Source organism: Rhizobium esperanzae (assembly GCF_014197615.1).
Classification (GTDB): Bacteria; Pseudomonadota; Alphaproteobacteria; order Rhizobiales; family Rhizobiaceae; genus Rhizobium; species Rhizobium esperanzae_A.
The window spans coordinates 446,559-468,454 of record NZ_JACIFY010000002.1; the positions used below are offsets into that span (position 1 = coordinate 446,559).

Genomic DNA, 21,896 nt, shown 5'->3' on the forward strand with positions numbered 1-21,896 from the left:
TCAACCTCCAAGCTTTCCGAGACTGGCGAGATTGGGAAACCCGAAGAGCGACATATCCGCAGCCTCGGCAGCGGCATCCGTCCGCAGACCTGCTCGGAGCTTCGCGGAGCGGGCGCGCGGGTTGATCTGCGCCTCCGCCTCGCTTGCCGAAACCATCGGCTTGCCGACCGCCGCAAAAGTTGCCGCCCGCTCGTGCGCGACCGGCAGATGCCGCGACCCCGACGCCTTGCCGGCGCGGTCGGAGAAGAATTTCTTGACGATGCGGTCTTCCAGCGAATGAAAGGTGACGACGACGAGCCGGCCGCCCGGTTTCAGCGCCGCTTCCGCCGCAAACAGCGCCTGCGCCAGTTCGCCGAGCTCATCATTGACGAAAATGCGCAAGGCCTGGAAGACGCGCGTTGCCGGATGGATCTTGTCCTTCATCTTGCGCGGCGTGACGAGCTCGATGAGACCGGCAAGATCGCGCGTCGTTTCGAACGGCTTTTCCTCGCGACGCTTCTCGATCGCATGCGCGATGCGCGGCGACTGGCTCTCTTCACCGAGGAAGTGAAAGATGCGGATGAGGTCGGCCACCTTGGCGCGATTGACGACATCGGCGGCCGAAACGCCTGTCGCCGACATGCGCATGTCGAGCGGCCCGTTCTTCTGGAAAGAGAAACCACGCTCGGCCTCGTCGATCTGCATGGAAGAAACGCCGATATCGAGCACGACGCCGTCCAGTCCGCCTTGCGGCGCATGATCGGCAAGATGCGAAAATTGTGAATGAACGAGCCTGAGACGGCCGCCATGGGCGGCGACCATCGCCTGGCCGGCGGCAATGGCACTCGGATCGCGGTCGAGCGCAATCACCTCGGCGCCGGCCGCAAGAATGGCCGAGCTGTAACCGCCCGCGCCGAATGTGCCATCAAGGATGAGCTTGCCGGGTGCAGGCGCCAGCGCCGAAAGCACCTCATCGAGAAGAACCGGAATGTGACGAACCGGTCCACCACCGGCATCAGCTGAACCTCCGCCAGGATTCGCCACCATTCCGTTCCCTCGCTCTTTCAGGAACGCTTGCCCGCCAGCTTGCGCTCCCCTCGTGCCTGCGCCTGCGCAGCCACAAAAGCCTGCGGCTGCCAAAGCTGAAAATGATCCGCCCGACCGACGAAGGTCACCTCGTCCGAGATGCCGGTGAAGCCGCGAATGAAATCCGTGACCATCAGCCGCCCCTCGGCGTCGAGCTTCATGAAGACCCCGCCTCCGTGAATGAGAAGCGACATCTCGTTCGCATCCGGCGAAAACGGATCCCCCGCAGCAATCTGCCGTTCGAATCTTTCGAGAAGATCCGGACCGCCGACGCTGATCGCCGGAAACACAAAGTCCTGAAAGCAATAGAGCTCTTGAACATTGCGCTGCGCCAGCACAGAACGAAATGCCGAGGGCACGGAAACCCTGCCCTTGGCATCGATCCTGTTGGTCGCGTTCGAAAGGAAGCGGCTCATCACACGAAACATCCGTTCCCGCAGGGATCCGGACCAAAAGACGCCCGAAACTCCCGATATCAGGCACAGCTTCGCAAGCCGGACGAGCAAAAACCCCTCCGACGCTTCCGGAGAGGAAGACGCCTTTGCTTTGCGATGAGTGGGCAGGTGATTGCCCCGGTGCAGTGCACATTTGGGATAGCATGGGACCATATGGGCGTCAATGGGATACGCCCAGTTTGCAATGGACGCATGATCAAAAATTTATAAGCTGTTAAGTTTAACAAAGGGTTAGGATCACCACCCGCAAGAGGCGCGAAGATAGCACTTTCACAAAAAGAATTTTCGCCCGAAGGAACGCATCAGCATCCGCTTGAAAGCGTTTTATTTCAGCGGCTTATATGAAAATTATCCCGTAATTCGGCGGTTGATCGCGCCACAGATGTTAATCGCCAGTTGGCCTGTAAGCCGGGTTCTGTATGGCTCCGGCGTGAACCGGAACGTGGCAGCCATTCCTCTGGGACAGCGCTCGCACGCTGCCTCACGCAACCCACCCGGATGACTGGCCTGGAAACCGGCCGGAAGGCCTTTCGGCCCGCCGCGTCATCCCTATTCGGTCTTGCTCCCGGTGGGGTTTACCGTGCCATTTCCGTTGCCGGAGATGCGGTGGGCTCTTACCCCACCCTTTCACCCTTACCTGTCATGACAGGCGGTTTGCTTTCTGTGGCACTTTCCCTGAGGTCGCCCTCGCCGGACGTTATCCGGCACCGTGTTTCCGTGGAGCCCGGACTTTCCTCACCCTACCGCCTTTCGGCATTGGTAAAGCGCGGCTGCCCAGCCAACTGGCAGGGCTCCCATAAACGAGAGAGATGGCAATTGCTATCGAATAAATGATTATGAGTTAGCGAAATTGCGGTGTGAAATCCGTGGAGTAGCCCTGGTGGCTGATTCCGCCTGCCAAAAGCAGCTCGGCCCCAAGCCGGCCGATTTCATCCGAACTCTTCGCCGATGTGCCGGCACAGCCCGTCAGCACGGCGATCTCAGGTGAAGAAGTATAGCCGATCATCGGGTAGCCGCTTTGCGTCTGCGACACGACGCAGGCAGCCGTCGAAATCGAGAGCGGCACGATGTCGGGCACGAGATCTTCAACGATGCGGGTAAGATGCGCGCGCACGCTGTCACGCCCTTCGGTCTTGAACCAGGCACGCATCGCCGCCTCGTCGCCGAGCGCCAGATCGTCCGGGTCGCCGCCGATCTTCAGGTAGAATTTGCCGTCGGGATAACGGATCGGCGGCAGCAGGTAGATGTGAGTGCCGGGCACATCGAGAATGAGCGACGGCATGGCGGCAAGGCCGACAGCATCGGCCTCGCTCACCTCGAAAAGCGTTACGGTCCGGGCATAAACCGTCATGGCAACCGGACGCGGCAACAGATTCTCCGCAATGGAAAATCCGCCAGCTGCCAGCAGCACCTTTTCAGCGCGATAGCTGAGACCGCCGGCGGTCCTGACCACAGCCGACCCGCCCTCGCTGCCGATCGAGACGACATGGTCGCGGATCACGGCGGCACCCGCCTTTTCCGCCAGCAGCGACTGCGCCTTGACCAGCTTGCGCGGACTGACATGCCCGGCCCCCTTTGCCTCGAAGACGCCAGCGCCGCCGACAGCAAAGGTGAAGAAAGGAAATGCCTTCTTCAGACCGGCCTCATCGAGAAAGCGTGTCTCGACGCCGAGCGAAATAGCCGCCCGCCGGGTTCTCTCGAGATAGTCGCTTCCATCAGGCGCGACGACGACGCAGCCGGCCTCCCGATAGAAGTCGATGCCGCTGTCGCTCGCGATCTCGCCGTACCGGCCGATCGAACGGTTGGCGAGCAGCGCCCAGTTGCGGTCGGGATCGATGGTGCGGGTAATGCGCCCCTCATCGTAATGGCTGGCGAAGACGCCCTGATGCGCCTTGCGATCCTCAGGCTCATCCGGGCCGATCACCGCCACGCCATCCGCTTGGCGCGCCAGATGCCGCGCAGCCGCAGCCCCCATCAACCCGCGGCCGACGACGATATATTTGAAATCGACTGCCATGATATTCCTCTCAAGAAAAAACGGGCGTCAGTTCGCCGCCGAAGTCCTTGTCTTCAAGCGCGCCCTCCGCCAGAAGCACCGCTCCCAGCCGCCCGAGTTCGTCGGAGGATTTCGCCGCGACGAAATTACCGCCGGTCAGCACCGCGACGCGCGGCGCTTGCGTGAACCCGATATAGGGATAGCCGGTCGAAGTGAAATTCGCCACGCACGGCGCCGACGTGACCGGGCAGCCGGCAAGCGCCGGCATCAATTGCAGGGCGATGTGGCAGAGATGATCGCGCTCGGCGGCACTGCCGTCCGAACGGAACCATGCGCCGGCATCCTCCAACCTGCCGAAGGAAAGCCCCTCGGTGTCGCCACCGAGCTTCAGATAGGTCTTGCCGTCGGGATAACGCACCGGCGGCAGGATATAGATATGATCCTCCTCCCGGTCGCCGAGCACGATGGTCGACGGCATGTCGCCGAAGACCGCCATCTCACGCTCGCCGATTTCATAAAAGACCACCGTGCGCGCCATGACCCTGGTATCGACGGGACGCGGCAGCAGTTCATGGAAATTGCTGAAACCGCCGGCAGCGACCAGCACGCGCTCGGCGCTGTAGCGTCTGTCGCCGGCCGTCACCTCGACATGGGAGCCCAGGTCGCGCACCGATGTCGCGGTTGCCTCGATCAGCGAGACGCCGCCCTGTTCGGCAAGCCTTGCCTGCGCTTGCACCAGTGCCCGCGGGTTGATGTGGCCGGCGCGCTCGGCCTCGAAATATCCTGTGAAATCGGGATCGACGGCAAGATAGGAAAAACGTTCGCGAAGTTTCGACGGCGCGATGATCTCGATATCGCTGCCGAGCGTCCGGCTGACCGTCAGCGCCCGGTTGATATAATCCTGCTCATCCTTTGGCGTCGGACCGGCAAAGAGGCATCCGACCTCGGAATAAAAGGAAATGCCGCTCCTCGCCTCAATCTCGCGGTAGCGCTCGAGCGCGCGGGCGGCGAAGGTTCCCCAAGCCAGATTGCCGTCGAAGGTGCGGGTGATGCGGGCTTCGTCATAATGACTGGCGAAGACGCCGTGATGGGCCTTTCGCTCTTCCGGCTCGCGCGGGCCGATCAGCGCAATGCCGTCGGTCATCGACGAGAGGTGTCGTGCGGCAGCGGCACCCATCATGCCGCGTCCGAGGATGATGAACCTGAAATCGACTGCCATGTCCCGCCTCGTCTCGAGATGGCCCCACCTCGTATCGAGGTGGCCACCTCGTTTCGCGAAGGTGGATATCACGGCAAGCGTCCTGATTCATATCGCAAAAATCCCGGGAAGGATTTTCACCCGGATGCATCAGGCCATGCTCAGTCGAGCATCGCCAGGACCTTGCCGCAATAGGTCTTCGACACCGGGTTCATGCGGGTTGCGGCATGACCGGCATTGTATTTCAGGATGGTGTTGCAGGTCTGCCCGCCGCCGAGCTGATGGGCGGCCGCCAGGTATTTCATGCCGTATTTGATGTTGGTCTCGGGATCGAACAGGCCCTTCCGCGTGCCGGCATAACCCATCATCCGCGCCGTCGCCGGCTTGATCTGCATCAGACCGATTTCGCCGGCGCTGCCGCGTGCCTTCGGATTGAAATTGCTCTCGACCCGCACGACGGCCTGTGCGAGTGCGACCGGCACGTCGTATTCAGCCGCATATTTGTTGATCAGTGCAGCATAGGGAATGCTGGCGGAGAAATCAGGCATGGCATAGCCGCTCTGGCGATCGACGGTTTTCAGCGGGATGGTTTGCGCCCTGACGCCCCAGTCATCATTTGCCGAGGCAAAGCTATATCCCGCCAGCAACATGCCAACGCATGCCGCAGCACCAACAATCATATTCTTCATAAAGTCTCTTCACTCCGACCCAAAGGATTGCATGACTGCGCGCCTCGCCGTCATCCGGTCATACGCGATCAAGGACTGATCGTATTCCGCAGCAATTCTTATCGTTTCATTTGGCGCTCATGGTTACACTTGAAAAAGCCGCGAGCGCTGTTCAGCGGGCGTTCTTAGACCATCGCAATGAGGAGATAATAGGGAAATGATGTGGCGGGAGGGATTTCTCGCCGGCCGGGAGAAATCCGCCCGGATATCCGGCTCTATCGCTCAGGAATAACGCGGCAGCGCCGACAGCAGCCGGTGCAGCGTGTCGATCGTCGAGAAATCGGCGATTCCATCGACCCGTTCAGGCCGGAAATGGCGCTGGAAAGCTTCTACGTCGCCCGCCGTCTTTTCGGAGAATTGGCCTGTGATCTCAGTGCCATAACCATAGAGCGACAACATCGACTGCAGCGCTTCGACGGGCTGGCCGGCGTCACCCCGCTGGAAGAAGCGCCCGCCGGCGATTGTTGCCGGCTCGACCCAGTGTCCGATGCCCGCCCGGTGGAGCTCGGCCCAGGGGAACTTTTCGCCCGGATCGACCTTACGAACAGGGGCGACATCGGAATGCCCAAGGACCCGTTCCGGCGCGATCGACCAACGTTTGACACAGTCGCGACACAATTCGATCACCGCGGCGATCTGCTCTTTCGGATAGTCCGGAAGCCCGCCTGGATGACCGGCATTGGCGATCTCGATGCCGATCGACAGGGAATTGATATCCGTTTCGCCGTGCCAGCTGCTCTTTCCCGCGTGCCACGCTCGGCGCGTTTCCGGCACAAGCTGCACCACTTCACCATTCTCATGCACGAAATAATGGCTGGAGACCTGGCTCTCCGCGCGGCAGAGCCAGTCGAGCGCGCCATCTGCCGTCGGCATGCCGGTATAGTGCAACAGGACCATGTCTGGACGGCGCCCGTCCGCCCGCTCGCCATGGTTCGGCGACGGCTGCACACGGGCGCTTCTGAAGTCGGCCTCGAAAGAGGTCATGCGGCGCGGCGTTCCTTCTCGATCGCAGCATAGGCGTCGTTCAGCGCCGCCATGCGTTCATTGGCGATCACATGGAATTCCTTCGGCACCCCGCGCGAGATCAGCCGATCGGGATGATGCTCGCTGACGAGGCCGTGATAACGGCGGCGGATCGTCGGGAAATCATCCGAAGGCGAAACGCCGAGCACCTTATAGGGATCGCGGCCGGACGAGACGTGGCGGGCGGCGATCTGCTCGAAGCGGGTCTCGCTCATCTCGAAGATCTCGCCGATATGGCGTAGGAAAATCAGTTCCTTCTCGTGGATCAGCCCGTCAGCCTTGGCAATGTGGAAGAGGCCGTCGAGCACGTCTTCCAGCACCGTGCAATTGGCCGCACAAGTGATGCAGAGCGTCGAGAGCCGCTCTGCATAGGCTTCGTAGCCGGCCACATCCTGGCGTGCGAGATTATAGAGCCTGGCGACGTTCTTGGCCTGGTCCTCGGGAAATTCGAAGATTTCGCGGAAGGCTTCGACCTCCTTCTCGCTGACGATGCCGTCGGCCTTGGCCATCTTTGCCGACAGCGCGATGATCGCCACGGAGAAAGCCACTTTGCGCCGGGTCTCGGGATCGCCTTCGAAAACCGTTCGGATAGCCTCGACCACCGCGGAAAGCGCATTGCCCGCGGTATTGCCAATGGCGTTCAACAGTTTTTCCCAGAAGGACATCGAAAATCTCGCACATGCTTGTCAACTTATAGCAAACAGCTTGACCAAAGAATCGTAGCCTTTGCAAGGCGACTATTGGTCGTAGGGCCGAACACAGTTTTCACGATTCTGTAATTATTGCATCGCAACAAGCGATCGATCCGCTTCGCCTGATCGGCTGCGGGAGGACCGCCCGCTCCCTCCTCCTCAACGCCTAACCATCGATTTCCACAACTGTTCCCGATAAGCAGATCCGGCTTGAAACGATTATATCGACGCTTCGCGCCGCCTTTGCCGTTCAACCCGGCAGAAAGGCGCGTTTTCGTAAATTCTTTACTTTACAGGGCCACTTCCCTGCCGCATCCATGCGCTAATGCATGTCGACCGGAAGTGTGCAGCGGTTCCGGGATGACGATATGCATAAAAACAAAGGGCTAAAGCGCGTCGCTTGAATCAAAGCTTGATGTGATGCGCCTTCATCGACGCCGCCGCACCGAAACGCCATAGGAGGGATCATGGCCAAGCAGAAAGTTGCAATGCTGACCGCCGGAGGCCTGGCGCCCTGTCTTTCCTCCGCCGTCGGCGGCCTCATCGAACGCTACAGCGACGTCGCTCCCGAGATCGATATCATCGCTTATAAGTCCGGTTACCAGGGCGTATTGCTCGGCGACAGCATCGAGATCTCCCGCGCCATGCGCGAAAAGGCGCCGCTGCTGCATCGTTACGGCGGTTCGCCGATCGGCAACAGCCGCGTCAAGCTCACCAATGCCGCCGACTGCGTCAAGCGCGGCCTGGTCAAGGAAGGCGAGAACCCGCTCAGGATCGCCGCCGAACGCCTTGCCAATGACGGCATCACCATTCTCCACACGATCGGCGGCGACGACACCAATACCACGGCCGCCGACCTCGCCGCCTATCTCGCCGCCAACGGCTACAATCTGACTGTCGTCGGCCTGCCGAAGACCGTCGACAACGACGTCGTGCCGATCCGCCAGTCGCTCGGCGCCTGGACGGCCGCCGAAGTCGGCGCGCATTTCTTCGACAACGTCGGCAACGAACAGACCGCCGCCCCCCGCACGCTCGTCATCCATGAGGTCATGGGCCGCCATTGCGGCTGGCTGACGGCTGCGACCGCCCGCGCCTATCTCCAGCGCACCAGCCGCAACCAGTATGTCGATGGCCTGATGATGGATGCGCATCTGAAGAGCATCGACGCCGTCTACCTGCCGGAGATGGCCTTCGACCTCGACGCCGAGGCCGCCCGCCTGAAGGAGAGCATGGACCGCAACGGCCACGCCACGGTCTTCGTCTCCGAAGGCGCCTGCCTCGACGCCATCGTCGCCGAGCGCGAAGCCGCCGGCGAGACCGTCAAGCGCGATGCCTTCGGCCATGTGAAAATCGATACGATCAATGTCGGCGCCTGGTTCCAGAAGCAGTTCGCCAGCCTCTTGAACGCCGAACGCTCTCTCGTGCAGAAATCGGGCTACTTCGCCCGCTCGGCGCCTGCCAACACCGACGACCTCAGGCTGATCCAGAGCATGGTCGATCTCGCCGTCGAAAGCGCGCTCAACAAAGTCTCCGGCGTCACCGGTCACGATGAAGCGCAGAATGGTAAATTGCGCACTATAGAATTCCCGCGCATCAAAGGTGGCAAGGCTTTTGACCTTTCTACGGCATGGTTTGCCGAAGTCATGGACAATATAGGCCAGAAATACAAAGAAGCGTGATTGACGGATGGTTAATATGATGTCTTTGCTTGTTCCTGAGGAATAGGAGGAGACACCATGTCAGTTGAAGCCTGGCTCGCTTTTGCGGCCGCATCCGCCATCATGCTGGCCATACCGGGGCCGACGATACTGCTCGTCGTCTCCTATGCGCTCGGTCATGGACGCAGGACTGCGCTTGCGACGGTCAGCGGCGTGGCGCTTGGTGACTTCACCGCGATGACGGCGTCTCTCTTCGGACTCGGCGCCGTCCTTGCCGCCTCCGCCACCCTCTTCACCGTCTTGAAGTGGATCGGCGGCGCCTATCTGATCTGGCTGGGAATCAAGCTCTGGCGGGCTCCGGTGATTGGCGAACCGGTTGCCGACAACGACAACCTGCCGGAAGAAAAATCGCTCAAGATCTTCCTCCACGCCTATATCGTCACCGCCCTCAATCCGAAGAGCATTATCTTCTTCGTCGCCTTCGTGCCGCAGTTCCTCAATCCGGCCCTGCCCTTCTTCGGGCAGATGGCAATCATGGAAGCGACGTTCCTCGTGCTGGCGATCCTCAACGCCTCCACCTATGCGTTTCTCGCCCATACCGCGCGCGGACTGATTCGCAAGGCAAGCATCCAGCGCGCCGTGAACCGCACCGGCGGCACCCTGCTGATCGCTGCAGGCGCCGTAACGGCCGGGTATCGCCGTATTGCAGCTTAGAGCCTTTCCCGGTCAGATTGCAGCATTCTGCCGGAGCAGGTTTTCGTCAGGGCAAAGGCGATTGGCGATGGGCATACCCCAAGGTACGTCCGAGCCGATCGCCTTTGATCCTGGCGGAAAGATGCCCGGCCCTTCGGGTTGGCTGAAACGGGCCGGCTGACCGACCGGCCGGCTTGGCCGTAGAACTGGGCTACGACGCGCGCCGGCCGGTCGACCATCCGACTCCGTTTGAGCCAACAGAATGCTGCAATCTGACCGGGAAAGGCTCTAAAAATATTCCGTGGTTGCCGGAATGCCACGAATAGGTTAATGGGGTCGTCAGGGCTTAAGGTATTTAGTAACTTTTATACGCTGCCGGGGCGGCGCGATTTCACGAAAGTGGCGGAATGGTAGCGATCGGATTATCCGGCCTGAAACGCAGTCTTGTCGTTTCGACGATACTCTGCGGTGTGATGACGGGATGCGCGAGCGTCGAATACACCTCGCAGACCGAACTGACAGCCGCCCAGACCGTAGTGCCGATGCCGAAACCGGGCGAGGATGCAACCCTCGCGGCGATCCCGACCGCCGAAGGTGCAGTTGGCCCGGCAGGCACCGCCATTGCCCAGGCATCCCCCTCTCTGACCGCAACGGCGATGCCGGCAGTCACAGGCTCTCAGCCGGCCGATCTGACCATGCAGGCAGGCATTCAGCCGGCCGCCTATGCACAAATCCCGCTGACGCCCGAGATGACGGCCATCCAATCCGTGGTGCCGACGCCGCGCCCGGGAATCCCGGCACAGCCGACAACGCAGCTTGCCTTTGCAGCGACACCGCAAAACAGCGCGCTTGCGGCACTTGCCGCAGTCGACACCACGCCGCGTGCCAGCATGGATTACGGTTTCGACGAATCCGGGCCGATCGATCCGCCGACGGCACCGCCGATGTTCAGCGACGACGACAAAGACGATGCGCCGACGGTCGAAAAGAGCTTCGTCACCAAGCTTATCCAGAAATATTCGAAGATCTACGAAATTCCCGAAACGCTGCTCCATCGAATCGTCCATCGCGAGAGCCGCTACAATCCGAAGGCTTACAACAAGCGCGGCTATTTCGGCCTCATGCAGATCAAGTACAACACCGCCAAGTCCATGGGTTATGATGGCGCCCCGGGCGGCCTCTTCGACGCCGAAACCAATATCAAATATGCCGCGAAATATCTGCGCGGCGCCTGGCTCGTCTCCGACAACAAGGAAGACGATGCCGTCCGCCTCTACGCGCGCGGCTATTATTACGATGCCAAGCGCAAGGGGATGACCGACGTCGCCCAGGGCAACTACTGACGCCAGACAATTGCTGAAAATGGCGATCGAGGCTCCAGCCTATGGCTGTGGCTGCGCCTGTTGCTGCGACCCGGCCTGCTGTTGCGGCGCCCCCGATTGCGGCAAGGCCGCCAGGATCGCCTTGAGAAGCGTCTGCGGCTGATAACCAAGCCAGCCCGGTGTCAGGCCGAGCCTGATGACGACCAGATCGGCTGAAGGCACGATCGCCATGCTCTGCCCGTCATGCCCCGTCAGCCAGAACGTATCCTCGGGCAGCCCGAACCGAGCGCTCGAGCCGCCCGGCGCGAGCCAGGCCTGGCCCTGCGTATACCGCCCGTTCGACGCTACCGTCGGCGTACGCATGGCGCCGACGAAACCTTCGGGCAACAGCCGCCGGCCGTTCCACACGCCATCCTGCAGCAGGAACTGCCCGAAGCGGGCCCAATCATGCGCCGTCGCATAGAGATAGGAACTTCCGGCAAACGTGCCGCGCGCGTCGAGCTCGAACACGGCGCTCGTCATGCCGAGCGGCGCAAACAGCGCATCGTGCGGATAGGAGAAGGCGGCCTGTGCATTGCCGACCCTGTCCATCCAGATGCGTGACAGGAGCACCGCCGTACCGCTCGAATAGCGGAAACGCTGGCCGGGCGCAGCCTCCATCGGCGCATTGGCCGGCAGCGATACCATATCGGGATCGAGATAGAGCATACGCGTCACATCGGCGACGTCGCCATAATCCTCGTTGAAGGCAAGGCCGCTCTCCATGCCGAGCAAGTCCGATACCCTGATCTTGGCGCGCGCATCGTTCTTCCACTGCGCCAGCAGATGATCGTCGTCGAAGGAGATCTTGCCGTCGAGCATCAGCCGGCCGAGGATCGCAGCATTCACCGTCTTCGTCATCGACCAGCCGATCAGCGGCGTCTTTGCCGAAAATCCGGGGCCATAGGCCTCGGCGACGATACGGCCGTGGTGCACGACCACGATCGCCCGCATGGCCGGGCCAGCAAGTCGGGCATCGGCAAGCAGCGCAGCGATCTCAGCGTCCGGCTGATCGCCGGCGCCCTCACCCTGCGGCCACACCGCATCGGTCGCCCCCACTCTGGCCGGCGCATCGAAAGGCACCGCATTCGCCGCCGCCTCGAAATTGCCGTCCGGTACGCTCGTGCAGCCGAAGGCGCCGCGATAGAGCGCATAACTCGGCGCAAACAGCCCCATGAAGCGCGCCGTCACACGGTCGTTGTCGCGATCGACACTGACGCGCATCAGCCGCAGCAGCGGATTTCCGGGCGCCTGGACATCGTCATGGAGCACATCGTCGGCGTCCCGGCCGGCAATGAAGACGTTGGAGCAGACGATCTTGGCGGCATAGCCGTCACCGACCCGCAGCAGTTCCGGCGGCCATACGTAGAGCCAGCCGGCGCCGGCCATGATGACGAGAACAAGGACGAGAGCAAACGCCTTCAGAATACGCAGGACAAATCGCATGGCATTCCTCCATGGCGGGAGAGAAGCAGGAATCGCACACGCCGGAAAGGGGCCGGACCGAAGAAGGGCCGTCGTTGCGATCACTTTACCAGGAGGACGATCTCTCCGGAGAACGGCGCCCACAGCCCACGTCATCAAACTGTAGCAGTGGCGCGCTACACGCCCTGAACGCTAAAAAGGTGACAGACTCATGTCAGAATTTGCACCGGATGCCGGCTTCCGCAAGAACCGGAAACTCAAGGACGCCCTTCTCCGCCACAAGGCTTTTTCGAAGGAAGGTTTCTCCGAGCGTCTCTTCGGCCTTCTCTTTTCCGGTCTCGTCTATCCGCAGATCTGGGAAGATCCGGATCTCGATATGCAGGCGATGGAGCTGAAGCCAAATCATCGCATCGTCACCATCGGCTCCGGCGGCTGCAACATGCTCGCCTATCTCTCCAAAGCGCCGGCCTCGATCGATGTCGTCGACCTCAACCCGCACCACATCGCGCTGAACCGCCTGAAGCTTGCCGCCTTCAAGCACCTCCCCGGCCATACCGATCTCGTCCGTTTCCTGGCGATGCCGAACGAGAAGTCGAACAGCCGCGCTTATGACCAGCATCTCGCTGCCAAGCTCGATGAAGCGACCCGCAGCTATTGGAACGGCCGCAAGTTCGGCCGCCGCCGCGTCACGGTCTTCGACCGCAACATTTACGAAACCGGCCTGCTCGGCCGCTTCATCGGCGCAGCCCATCTTCTGGCCCGCCTGCATGGCGTCAAGCTGCGCGAAATGACCAAGACCCGCTCGATCCGCGAACAGCGCCAGTTCTTCGAAGAGCAGATCGCGCCGCTGTTCGAAAAGCCGGTCGTGCGCTGGATCACCGGCCGCAAGAGCTCACTCTTCGGCCTCGGCATTCCGCCGCAGCAATATGACGAGCTCGCAAGCCTTGCCGCTGATCATTCGATCGCACCGGTGCTGAAGCATCGCCTGGAAAAGCTCGCCTGTCATTTCCCGATGCGCGACAATTATTTCGCCTGGCAGGCCTTCGGCCGCCGCTACGGCACGCAAGAGGAAGGCCCGCTACCGACCTATCTGAAGTCGGAGCACTATGAGGTGATCCGCGCCAATGTCGACCGCGTCAACGTTCACCACGCAAGCTTCACCGAGCTTTTGGCCCACGAGCCGGCCGCCTCGCGCGACCGTTACATCCTGCTCGACGCGCAGGACTGGATGACCGACGCGCAGCTGAACGACGTCTGGCGGGAAATCACCCGCACGGCGCGTGAAGGTGCGCGCGTGATCTTCCGCACCGCCGCCGAAAAGAGCATCATCGAAGGCCGCTTGTCTCCTTCGATCCGCGATCAGTGGGATTATTTCGAGGAGCAGTCGCGTGAGCTGACGGCGCTCGACCGTTCGGCGATCTACGGCGGCTTCCACATTTACGGGAAGAAGGCGTGAGCAAGGTCGGGACCGAGACGGTAGGAAACAGCAACGAACATGCCAGCCTGATGGATGGCATGTATCGCTACCAGCGCCATATCTATGACCTGACCCGCAAATATTACCTCCTCGGCCGCGACAGCACGATCCGCAATCTGGACGTGCCGGACGGCGGCACTTTGCTCGAGGTCGGCTGCGGCACTGGCCGCAACATGGCCTTCGCTCATAGGCATTTCCCGACCGCCAAGCTCTTCGGCCTCGACATTTCCCAGGAAATGCTGATCTCGGCGCGCAAGACCTTCGCCACCAAGGCGACAATCCCGGAATTCCGCGTCGCCGACGCCACGGCGTACACGCCGCGCGAATTCGGCGTCAGCGGCTTCGACCGCATCCTGATTTCCTATGCCCTGTCGATGATCCCCGATTGGGAACGCGCCGTCGATGCCTCGATCGCCGCACTCAATCCCGGCGGCCAGTTGCACATCGTCGATTTCGGCCAGCAGGAAGGCCTGCCGCGCTGGTTCCGCCGCATGCTGCAGTCCTGGCTTACGAAATTCCACGTCACCCCGCGCGCTGATCTGCGCGAGGTCGTGGAAGCCCAAGCCCATGAAAACAACGCGAGATTGGTGTTTGAAACTGTCGGCGGCGGTTATGCCTGGCGGGCGGCTATTATCAGCAAGCGCTCATAATTCGCTTGAAACTAACCGATTTTTTACGTTGATATGGTGAAAAGAGGGTTATTCCTCTGCTGGACTCGTTTTTCTCGAAGGTCAGGCTGTGGGGCAAAGAGATCATTCGGTTCACGACGGGATACCCATGCGCCGGCTTTTGTTTTGCGTTCTGCCTTTGGCCATCATGTTGGCTGGCTGTTCCTCTTCCGGTCACGACTATCTCGAAACAGCATCGATAAAACCGAAGACGCGCTTCCAGGACACCGATCCGCAGGATTTCGGCCCGAAGCATCCGCAGCAGAATGCGATCCACGGCATCGACATCTCCAAATGGCAGGGTGATATCGACTGGGCGACGGTGAGGAATTCCGGCGTCGGCTTCGCCTTCATCAAGGCGACGGAAGGCAAGGACAGGGTAGACCCCCGCTTCGACGAATATTGGCGCGAGGCGCGCGCCGCCGGCATCCCGCATGCCCCCTACCATTTCTATTATTTCTGCTCCTCGGCCGACGAGCAGGCCGACTGGTTCATCCGCAACGTGCCGAAGGAGGCCATGCGCCTGCCGCCGGTGCTCGACGTCGAATGGAACGGCGAATCGAAGACTTGCCGCTATCGTCCCGACCCGGAAACGGTGCGCTCCGAAATGCAGCGTTTCATGGACCGGCTGGAGGCTTACTACGGCAAGCGCCCGATCATCTACACTTCGGTGGATTTCCACCGCGACAATCTCGCCGGCTATTTCCAGGATTATCATTTCTGGGTCCGCTCGGTGGCGAAACATCCCGAAGTCACCTATACCGACCGCCGCTGGGCCTTCTGGCAATATACCTCGACCGGCGTTATTCCCGGCATCAAGGGGCCGACCGACATCAACGTCTTTGCCGGCAGCGCAAAGAACTGGAACAATTGGGTCGCGGCCGTTTCCAAGGATAGAAATTCTTAGTAACGTCTTTCAATGTTTCTTGCTTCCGTCACATTCCTCTGGGAAAGCGACGGACATCCGTTTGATATAAGGACCGCATTCATGCACCGCTCGCTCGCAAGCCGCTCTGCACTCGCCCTCCTGTTTGCCCTCGCCCTTGCCGGCGGCGCAGCCGCCCAACAGGCGCCCGCGGCCTCGGCCCCGGCAGCCCCTTGCGGCGGCGATCTCTCCGCCTTCCTCCAGGGCGTCAAGGCCGATGCGGTTGCCGCGGGCGCCAGCGCCGCAGCCGCCGACGAGGCCCTTGCCGGAGCCGAGATCGATCCCAAGGTCCTGAGCCGGGATCGCGCCCAGGGCGTCTTCAAGCAGACCTTCCTCGAATTCTCCCAGCGCACCGTCAGCCAGGCCCGTCTCGACATTGGCCGCCAGAAGATGAAGCAACATGCCGACGTCTTCGCCCGCGCCGAGCAGGAATTCGGCGTTCCCTCCGGCGTCATCACCGCCTTCTGGGCGATGGAAACCGATTTCGGCGCCGTCCAGGGCGATTTCAACACTCGCAACGCCCTGGTGACGCTGTCGCACGACTGCCGCCGCCCGGAACTCTTCCGCCCGCAGCTGATCGCCCTCATCGAGATGGTCGAGCACGGCGATCTCGACCCCGCGACCAACACCGGCGCCTGGGCCGGCGAGATCGGTCAGGTGCAGATGCTGCCGCGCGATATCATCGCCTATGGCATGGACGGCGACGGCGACGGCCATATCCACGTGAAGCAGAGCGGCCCGGACGCCGTCCTGACGGCGGCGAAATTCATCCAGCACCTCGGCTTCGAGCGCGGCCAGCCCTGGCTGCAGGAAGTCACCGTGCCCGATAACCTGCCCTGGGAGAAATCCGGCCTGGGCGGCACGATGAAGGCCGGCGAATGGTTCGCGCTCGGCGTCAAGCCGCGCGACGGCAACACCGCTTTCGGCAATCTCGAAGGCGATCTCGTGCTGCCGCAGGGCCGCATGGGACCGGCTTTCATCGCCTATCCCAATTTCAAGATCTATCTCGAATGGAACAAGTCGTTCATCTACACGACCTCGGCCGCCTATTTCGCGACCCGCCTGTCCGGCGCTCCGACCTATCTCAAGGGAACCCCTGAACAGGGCCTTGCCAACGACCAGATGAAGACGCTGCAGACCAAGCTGCAGTCGCTCGGTCATGATGTCGGCGAGATCGACGGCATTCTCGGCTCCGGTACGCGTGTGGCGATCCAGAAGGAGCAGCAGCGCTTAGGCATGCCGGCCGACGGCTGGGCTACGCCCGCCCTTCTCAACGCTCTCTGATATAAGCTGACGGCCGCAGCCGCCCGCTTCGCAAGAAACGGGTGGCGACGCTTCCCGCTTGCGCTAAAACTCCCAATGAAGAGCCGCCGCCGGTTTTCGACCAACGATCCGGCGGCGGTACGATTTGGGGTGGAGGAAACGGCGTGGAAAGCAGAATGAATGCCTGGACCTGGGGCCTGCTGGTCCTGCTCGGCCTGATCTGGGGCGGCTCCTTCTTCTTTGCCCGCATCGCCGTGCAGCATGTGCCGCCGCTGACCCTCGTTTTCCTCCGGCTGCTGCTCGCGGCCCTGGCGCTGCATCTCTATATCGCCGGCCGTTTCGACATCTATTCGATCCTCAAGGCTCGCTGGCGTGAATTCCTGATCCTCGGCCTGATCAACAATGCCCTGCCGCATGCGCTGATCTTCTTCGGCCAGACCCGCATCGGCGCCGGCCTTGCGGCGATCCTGAACGCGACGACGCCGATCTGGACCGTGCTCATCGCCAATTATTTCACGTCGGACGAGAAGCTGTCCTCGGCAAAGATCGCCGGCTGCCTCGTCGGCCTCGCCGGAACGATCGTGCTGATCGGCCCCGGCATCTCGGCCGGTGGCGAGGCGCCGCTCTGGGCGTTGCTGCTTCCGGTGCTGGCGGCCATCTCCTACGGTTTCGCCGCCACTTACGGCAAACGCTTCAAGAATGTTCCCGCGCCCGTCACCGCAGCCGGCCAGCTGACCGCCTCCTCACTGATCACTTTGCCGCTATCGCTCCTGGCCGATCGCCCCTGGACGCTCCCCTTGCCGGGGCTCGATATCCTCCTCGCCATCCTGGCGCTGGCGCTGGTATCGACTGCTTTCGCCTACATTCTCTATTTCCGCATCATGGCGGCGGCCGGCGCCACCAACGCCTCGCTGGTCACCCTGCTGGTGCCGCCGAGCGCCATTCTCCTCGGCGTGCTTTTCCTCAGCGAGAGACTAGCCGTCGGCGAATGTATCGGCATGGCGTTGATCGGTTTAGGCCTCGTCATTCTCGATGGCCGCGCCTATCGCCGGCTGATACGCACCGCCTGAAAGCCGGTTGCAGTTTCCCTATATTTTCAACCAGTTGCGGGCCGGCCATGTTTTGGGCGCATAGGTAAATGCACACTCGCCGGATTTAACGGCATGTTAAAATCTGTGAACAAAAATTTATCGAAAATTATCGAGTTACTTCAATAGCTTGCTAGCACAGCGCTCAACCTGTCCGCCCGACTCTTCCGCAGCGCAGCATCGAATCTTCTTTCCAACCGACATATTTCAGACATATTATCGGCCGGTTAACGCGAGGAGACAGACATGGGACTCACGCAATCCTTGAATGTTCTGTTGGTCAGTGCAGCATTTGCTTTCGTCTTGTCCATGCTCTTCATCTGAGCAGCCGATACGAAGACGTAATGACTGGTAGTACCTGAACTCCCCTGATCAATCCGCCAATGAAAAAGCGCATGTCCCGCCCGACATGCGCTTTTTCACTTTTGATCGAGAGAAAATCAGGCGGCCGCGCCGGCGCTTTTGGCTGGCCGGCGGGAGAGGCCGAGATTGTCGAGTACGGCGGAAACCAGCGGCGAACGGTTCATCGTATAGAGATGGAACTCGTCGATGCCGCGCCGGACGAGATCTTCGATCTGCTCGGCGGCAACATCGGCAGCGACCTTCGCCCGCTCCTCGGGCTTGTCGTCGAAGCCGGCGAAGCGCTCATCGAGGAAGGCCGGGATAATCGTGCCGCAGGCGCCTGCGAAACGTTTCAGCTGCGTCAGGTTCTGGATCGGCATGATGCCGGGCACGATCGGGATCGAGATGCCGGCAGCACGCACCCGCTCCAGGTAGCGCTCGAAATTGTCGTTATCGAAGAAGAACTGCGTCAACGCCCGGTCGGCGCCATTATCGGCCTTACGCTTCAGCATCTCGATATCGGCGGCCGTATCACGGCTTTCCGGATGCTTCTCCGGATAGGCGGAGACCGAAATCTCGAAATCGCCGACCGATTTGAGGCCGGCCACCAGCTCCGCGGCATTGGCGTAACCGCCGGGATGCGGCTGATAGGGCGCGCCTGCGCCGCCGGGCGCATCGCCGCGCAGCGCCACGAAATGCGTCACGCCGACCTTGCGGAAGGTCTCGATCATCTGATGTGTCTCTTCCTTCGTCGCGCCGACACAGGTCAGGTGCGACGCAGTGGCAAGCGGCGTCTGCGACAGGAAACGTGTGACGGCGGTGAGCGTCGGCGCCTTGGTGGTGCCGCCGGCGCCATAGGTCACCGAGACGAAATCCGGATCCCAGTCCTGCAGCTCGCTGACCGTCTGCCACAGCTGGCCTTCCATCTCTTCCGATTTCGGCGGGAAGAATTCGAAGGAAATCCCGATGTTGCGGCCGCGTGCCTCATTATTCAAAGCCATGTCATACTCTCCCGGCAAATGTAGGTTCGGCGCCTTCGCTGGTCTGCGAAGCCATGAGGCGCCTCGGATCGCGCGCAAGCCAGACGGTGACCGTCAACCCCTGCCCGCTCTGCTGACCCGGATGAAGATCGACGACCTGCTCGACGTCGAGCCCGGCCCTGTGCAGCCAGTCGGATATCGCCTGGTGCGAAAAACCGAGACGGACATGCGCATGCTCGTCGCGGAGATATTCCAGCGTGTGCGGCGCAAGGTCGATGACCACGAGCCGGCCGCCCGGCCGCAGCATGCGTGCCGCTTCGGCGATCGCAATCTCCGGCTGGTCGAAGAAATGCAGCACCTGATGGATCGTCACCACATCGAAATCCTGGCCCTCGAAGGGCAGGTTCAGGATATCGGCGTGACGCACGGTGGCCTTGGTGATGCGGGATTTGTCGAGATTGGCACGCGCCACGCTCAGCATGTCGCGGCTGGCATCGACGCCGACCGCCCGGCGGTAGAGCCCGGAAAGAAGTTCGAGGATGCGGCCGGTGCCGGTGCCGAGATCGAGCAGCGAATCGATCGGCTGGCTGCCGAGCAGCCGGATGACGGCGGCGTCGACCTCCTCGTCGGCCGCGTGCAGGCGGCGAAGCTCGTCCCATTCCGCCGCGTTGCGGCTGAAATAGGCCTGCGCCCGCTCGGCCCGCTGGCGCTTGACCGACGACAGCCGCTCGCCGTCGCGAAGGATGGTCGGATCGTTCTCGGAGACATGCTTCAGCAATGCCCGTACCAGCATGGCCGCTTTGCCGTCCTGCTTGAGGCGGAAATAGGCCCAGGCGCCTTCCTGGTAACGTTCGATCAGTTCGGCCTCGCCGAGCAGCTTCAGATGTCGCGAGATGCGAGGCTGGGATTGGCCGAGAATTTCGGTAAGGTCGGTCACCGTCAGGTCACCGCCGTCGAGAAGCGCGAGAAGACGCAGGCGCGTGGGCTCACCGGCCGCCTTCAAGACGTCCACCAGCGCATCCAGTCCAAGCTTCAAGGGTTCGCTCATCTTCGATCCAATCAAGATATAAAGATATCTTTATGTGAGTTGGGCTGCGATGACAAGCGGCAATTCGCACTTAAGCGAAATTGCCTACTCAAATTGCGACAGGGCCGGACATGAAAAAGCCCCGGCGGAACCGGGGCTTTTTCAAACGAAAAGAAGAGCGATCAGCGCGTCAGGCGCTTATGGGCCTGGCTGCCCGGATTGAGGGCATCGGGGCCGAGACGTCGGATCTTGTCCTGCTCATAATCCTCGAAGTTGCCCTCGAACCATTCGACATGGCCTTCGCCTTCGAAAGCCAGAATGTGCGTCGCCAGACGGTCGAGGAACATGCGATCGTGGCTGATGATGATGGCGCAGCCGGCAAAATTCTCCAGCGCGTTTTCGAGCGCACCCAGCGTTTCCGTATCGAGATCGTTCGTCGGTTCGTCGAGCAGCAGAACGTTGCCGCCAGCCTTCAGCATCTTGGCGAGGTGGACGCGGTTGCGCTGACCACCCGAGAGATTGCCGACCTTCTGCTGCTGGTCGCCGCCCTTGAAGTTGAAGGCGCCGCAATAGGCTCTGGAGTTCATGTCGAACTTGCCGAGCTTGATGACTTCGGCGCCGCCGGAAATTTCCTCCCAGACCGTCTTATCGCCCGCAAGAGCATCGCGGCTCTGGTCGACATAGCCGAGATGCACGGTTTCGCCGATGCGGATCGAACCGCTGTCCGGCTTTTCCTGGCCGGTGATCATCTTGAACAGCGTCGTCTTGCCGGCGCCGTTCGGGCCGATGATACCGACGATGCCCCCCGGCGGCAGCTTGATCGACAGGTCGTTGATCAGCGTGCGGCCCTCGAAGCCCTTGGTGATGCCTTCCATCTCGATGACCACCTGGCCGAGGCGCTCGCTGACCGGGATGATGATCTGCGCGTCGCCGGGACGCTGCTTCTCGGCGGCATCCACCAGCTGCTCGTAGGACTTGATACGCGCCTTGGACTTGGCCTGACGTGCCTTCGGGCTTGACGCGATCCATTCCTGTTCGCGGCTGATCGCCTTCTGGCGCGAGGCCTCTTCGCGATTTTCCTGCAGCATGCGCTTGGCCTTCGCCTGCAGATAGGCGGAGTAGTTGCCTTCGTAGGGAATGCCACGGCCGCGGTCGAGTTCGAGGATCCAGCCGGTGACGTTGTCGAGGAAGTAGCGATCGTGGGTAATCATCATCACGGCGCCGGGATAGTCGCGCAGGTGCTTTTCGAGCCAGGCGATGGTCTCGGCGTCGAGATGGTTGGTCGGTTCGTCGAGCAGCAGCAGATCCGGCTGCGACAGCAGCAGGCGGCAGAGCGCGATGCGGCGACGCTCACCACCGGACAGGCTGGTGACTTCGGCATCGCGCGGCGGGCACCGCAGGGCTTCCATCGCCATCTCGACCTGGCTTTCCAGATCCCAGAGGTTCTGGCTGTCGATGACGTCCTGAAGCTTGGCGCCCTCTTCCGCCGTCTCGTCGGAATAGTTCATCATCAGTTCATTGTAGCGATCGAGGATCGCCGTCTTCGAGGCAACGCCTTCCATGACGTTCTCGAAAACCGTCTTGTTGGGATCGAGGCGCGGCTCCTGCTCGAGGTAGCCGACCGTCGCTCCTTCGGCGAGCCAGGCTTCGCCGGTATACTCCTTGTCCTGGCCGGCAATGATGCGCAGCACGGTGGATTTACCGGCGCCGTTCGGCCCGAGAATACCGATCTTGGCATCCGGGTAGAAGGAAAGGTGGATGTTCTCCAGGATCTTCTTGTTGCCATAGGCCTTGTTGAGGCCGGACATATGATAGATGAACTGACGTGCCAT

The 21,896-nt window shown here is 61.4% G+C and carries 19 protein-coding genes and 1 other RNA gene; 8 read left to right on the plus strand and 12 right to left on the minus strand.

Translation table 11 applies throughout. The annotated features are described in order from the left end of the window. The 8 genes from rsmH to GGD57_RS04800 form a co-directional block, all read right to left on the minus strand. Positions 1–1,026, minus strand: coding sequence for a 16S rRNA (cytosine(1402)-N(4))-methyltransferase RsmH (gene rsmH, locus GGD57_RS04765; RefSeq protein WP_184467310.1), 1,026 nt, complete (start codon positions 1,024–1,026; stop codon positions 1–3). 17 nt (positions 1,027–1,043) lie between these two features. Beyond that, complete coding sequence (gene mraZ, locus GGD57_RS04770; protein ID WP_246713541.1) at positions 1,044–1,481, minus strand: division/cell wall cluster transcriptional repressor MraZ; 438 nt, start codon at positions 1,479–1,481, stop codon at positions 1,044–1,046. A 427-nt stretch (positions 1,482–1,908) separates the two neighbouring features. After that, positions 1,909–2,306: RNase P RNA component class A (rnpB, locus tag GGD57_RS04775), an RNA gene on the minus strand. A gap of 55 nt (positions 2,307–2,361) precedes the next feature. Then, the gene (locus GGD57_RS04780; protein WP_184467314.1) at positions 2,362–3,537 is read right to left on the minus strand and encodes an NAD(P)/FAD-dependent oxidoreductase; all 1,176 of its coding nucleotides are present in this window, start codon (positions 3,535–3,537) and stop codon (positions 2,362–2,364) included. A 10-nt stretch (positions 3,538–3,547) separates the two neighbouring features. Then, a complete protein-coding gene (locus GGD57_RS04785; RefSeq protein ID WP_184467317.1) occupies positions 3,548–4,735 on the minus strand; it encodes an NAD(P)/FAD-dependent oxidoreductase in 1,188 nt (395 codons plus the stop codon). 140 nt (positions 4,736–4,875) lie between these two features. Continuing rightward, positions 4,876–5,403: a lytic transglycosylase domain-containing protein gene (locus tag GGD57_RS04790; RefSeq protein ID WP_184467318.1), complete on the minus strand. Its 528-nt coding sequence runs from the start codon at positions 5,401–5,403 to the stop codon at positions 4,876–4,878. A gap of 261 nt (positions 5,404–5,664) precedes the next feature. After that, entirely contained in the window at positions 5,665–6,426 is a 762-nt protein-coding gene (locus tag GGD57_RS04795; protein ID WP_184467320.1) for an N-acetylmuramoyl-L-alanine amidase, read from the minus strand. Next, entirely contained in the window at positions 6,423–7,130 is a 708-nt protein-coding gene (locus GGD57_RS04800) for a J domain-containing protein (RefSeq protein WP_184467322.1), read from the minus strand. The genes GGD57_RS04795 and GGD57_RS04800 overlap by 4 nt, the downstream gene beginning before the upstream one ends. 494 nt (positions 7,131–7,624) lie before the next feature. Between GGD57_RS04800 and GGD57_RS04805 the strand changes: the two genes are divergently transcribed. From GGD57_RS04805 to GGD57_RS04815, 3 genes are all read left to right on the plus strand, one after another. After that, positions 7,625–8,836: a pyrophosphate--fructose-6-phosphate 1-phosphotransferase gene (locus GGD57_RS04805; protein ID WP_184467325.1), complete on the plus strand. Its 1,212-nt coding sequence runs from the start codon at positions 7,625–7,627 to the stop codon at positions 8,834–8,836. A gap of 57 nt (positions 8,837–8,893) precedes the next feature. After that, complete coding sequence (locus GGD57_RS04810) at positions 8,894–9,529, plus strand: LysE family translocator (protein ID WP_184467327.1); 636 nt, start codon at positions 8,894–8,896, stop codon at positions 9,527–9,529. 386 nt (positions 9,530–9,915) lie between these two features. After that, positions 9,916–10,851, plus strand: a complete 936-nt coding sequence (locus GGD57_RS04815) for a lytic transglycosylase domain-containing protein (RefSeq protein ID WP_184467330.1) — start codon at positions 9,916–9,918, stop codon at positions 10,849–10,851. Positions 10,852–10,890: 39 nt separating this feature from the next. Here GGD57_RS04815 and GGD57_RS04820 read toward each other — a convergent pair whose 3' ends face one another. Beyond that, positions 10,891–12,315, minus strand: coding sequence for a serine hydrolase domain-containing protein (locus GGD57_RS04820; protein ID WP_184467331.1), 1,425 nt, complete (start codon positions 12,313–12,315; stop codon positions 10,891–10,893). A 190-nt stretch (positions 12,316–12,505) separates the two neighbouring features. On the opposite strand from GGD57_RS04820, the gene GGD57_RS04825 reads away from it, so the two are divergent. From GGD57_RS04825 to GGD57_RS04845, 5 genes are all read left to right on the plus strand, one after another. Further along, complete coding sequence (locus GGD57_RS04825; protein ID WP_184467333.1) at positions 12,506–13,750, plus strand: DUF3419 family protein; 1,245 nt, start codon at positions 12,506–12,508, stop codon at positions 13,748–13,750. Continuing rightward, on the plus strand, positions 13,747–14,421 hold the full coding sequence (locus GGD57_RS04830; protein ID WP_184467335.1) for a methyltransferase domain-containing protein: 675 nt from the start codon (positions 13,747–13,749) through the stop codon (positions 14,419–14,421). The genes GGD57_RS04825 and GGD57_RS04830 overlap by 4 nt, the downstream gene beginning before the upstream one ends. Positions 14,422–14,548: 127 nt before the next feature. Further along, complete coding sequence (locus tag GGD57_RS04835; RefSeq protein WP_184467337.1) at positions 14,549–15,346, plus strand: glycoside hydrolase family 25 protein; 798 nt, start codon at positions 14,549–14,551, stop codon at positions 15,344–15,346. 81 nt (positions 15,347–15,427) lie between these two features. Beyond that, positions 15,428–16,648 (plus strand): lytic murein transglycosylase, encoded by a 1,221-nt coding sequence (locus GGD57_RS04840; RefSeq protein WP_184467339.1) that lies wholly within the window; start codon positions 15,428–15,430, stop codon positions 16,646–16,648. 143 nt (positions 16,649–16,791) lie between these two features. Further along, on the plus strand, positions 16,792–17,697 hold the full coding sequence (locus GGD57_RS04845; RefSeq protein ID WP_184467341.1) for an EamA family transporter: 906 nt from the start codon (positions 16,792–16,794) through the stop codon (positions 17,695–17,697). A gap of 458 nt (positions 17,698–18,155) precedes the next feature. Here GGD57_RS04845 and metF read toward each other — a convergent pair whose 3' ends face one another. The 3 genes from metF to ettA all read right to left on the minus strand — a co-directional run bounded on the left by metF (position 18,156) and on the right by ettA (position 21,896). Further along, complete coding sequence (gene metF, locus GGD57_RS04850) at positions 18,156–19,058, minus strand: methylenetetrahydrofolate reductase [NAD(P)H] (protein WP_184467343.1); 903 nt, start codon at positions 19,056–19,058, stop codon at positions 18,156–18,158. 1 nt (position 19,059) lies between these two features. Continuing rightward, positions 19,060–20,085 carry an ArsR/SmtB family transcription factor gene (locus tag GGD57_RS04855; RefSeq protein WP_184467345.1) on the minus strand — a complete coding sequence of 342 codons (1,026 nt, stop codon included), beginning with the start codon at positions 20,083–20,085 and terminating at the stop codon, positions 19,060–19,062. A gap of 161 nt (positions 20,086–20,246) precedes the next feature. After that, positions 20,247–21,896 (minus strand): energy-dependent translational throttle protein EttA, encoded by a 1,650-nt coding sequence (gene ettA, locus GGD57_RS04860; RefSeq protein WP_184467347.1) that lies wholly within the window; start codon positions 21,894–21,896, stop codon positions 20,247–20,249.

What these genes read in the sequence shown, in the direction of transcription:
- rsmH (WP_184467310.1), bottom strand. Translation starts at nt 1,026, where the DNA reads ATGGTGGCGAATCCTGGCGGAGGTTCAGCTGATGCCGGTGGTGGACCG.
- mraZ (WP_246713541.1), bottom strand. Translation starts at nt 1,481, where the DNA reads ATGAGCCGCTTCCTTTCGAACGCGACCAACAGGATCGATGCCAAGGGC.
- GGD57_RS04780 (WP_184467314.1), bottom strand. Translation starts at nt 3,537, where the DNA reads ATGGCAGTCGATTTCAAATATATCGTCGTCGGCCGCGGGTTGATGGGG.
- GGD57_RS04785 (WP_184467317.1), bottom strand. Translation starts at nt 4,735, where the DNA reads ATGGCAGTCGATTTCAGGTTCATCATCCTCGGACGCGGCATGATGGGT.
- GGD57_RS04790 (WP_184467318.1), bottom strand. Translation starts at nt 5,403, where the DNA reads ATGAAGAATATGATTGTTGGTGCTGCGGCATGCGTTGGCATGTTGCTG.
- GGD57_RS04795 (WP_184467320.1), bottom strand. Translation starts at nt 6,426, where the DNA reads ATGACCTCTTTCGAGGCCGACTTCAGAAGCGCCCGTGTGCAGCCGTCG.
- GGD57_RS04800 (WP_184467322.1), bottom strand. Translation starts at nt 7,130, where the DNA reads ATGTCCTTCTGGGAAAAACTGTTGAACGCCATTGGCAATACCGCGGGC.
- GGD57_RS04805 (WP_184467325.1), top strand. Translation starts at nt 7,625, where the DNA reads ATGGCCAAGCAGAAAGTTGCAATGCTGACCGCCGGAGGCCTGGCGCCC.
- GGD57_RS04810 (WP_184467327.1), top strand. Translation starts at nt 8,894, where the DNA reads ATGTCAGTTGAAGCCTGGCTCGCTTTTGCGGCCGCATCCGCCATCATG.
- GGD57_RS04815 (WP_184467330.1), top strand. Translation starts at nt 9,916, where the DNA reads ATGGTAGCGATCGGATTATCCGGCCTGAAACGCAGTCTTGTCGTTTCG.
- GGD57_RS04820 (WP_184467331.1), bottom strand. Translation starts at nt 12,315, where the DNA reads ATGCGATTTGTCCTGCGTATTCTGAAGGCGTTTGCTCTCGTCCTTGTT.
- GGD57_RS04825 (WP_184467333.1), top strand. Translation starts at nt 12,506, where the DNA reads ATGTCAGAATTTGCACCGGATGCCGGCTTCCGCAAGAACCGGAAACTC.
- GGD57_RS04835 (WP_184467337.1), top strand. Translation starts at nt 14,549, where the DNA reads ATGCGCCGGCTTTTGTTTTGCGTTCTGCCTTTGGCCATCATGTTGGCT.
- GGD57_RS04840 (WP_184467339.1), top strand. Translation starts at nt 15,428, where the DNA reads ATGCACCGCTCGCTCGCAAGCCGCTCTGCACTCGCCCTCCTGTTTGCC.
- metF (WP_184467343.1), bottom strand. Translation starts at nt 19,058, where the DNA reads ATGGCTTTGAATAATGAGGCACGCGGCCGCAACATCGGGATTTCCTTC.
- GGD57_RS04855 (WP_184467345.1), bottom strand. Translation starts at nt 20,085, where the DNA reads ATGAGCGAACCCTTGAAGCTTGGACTGGATGCGCTGGTGGACGTCTTG.
- ettA (WP_184467347.1), bottom strand. Translation starts at nt 21,896, where the DNA reads ATGGCACGTCAGTTCATCTATCATATGTCCGGCCTCAACAAGGCCTAT.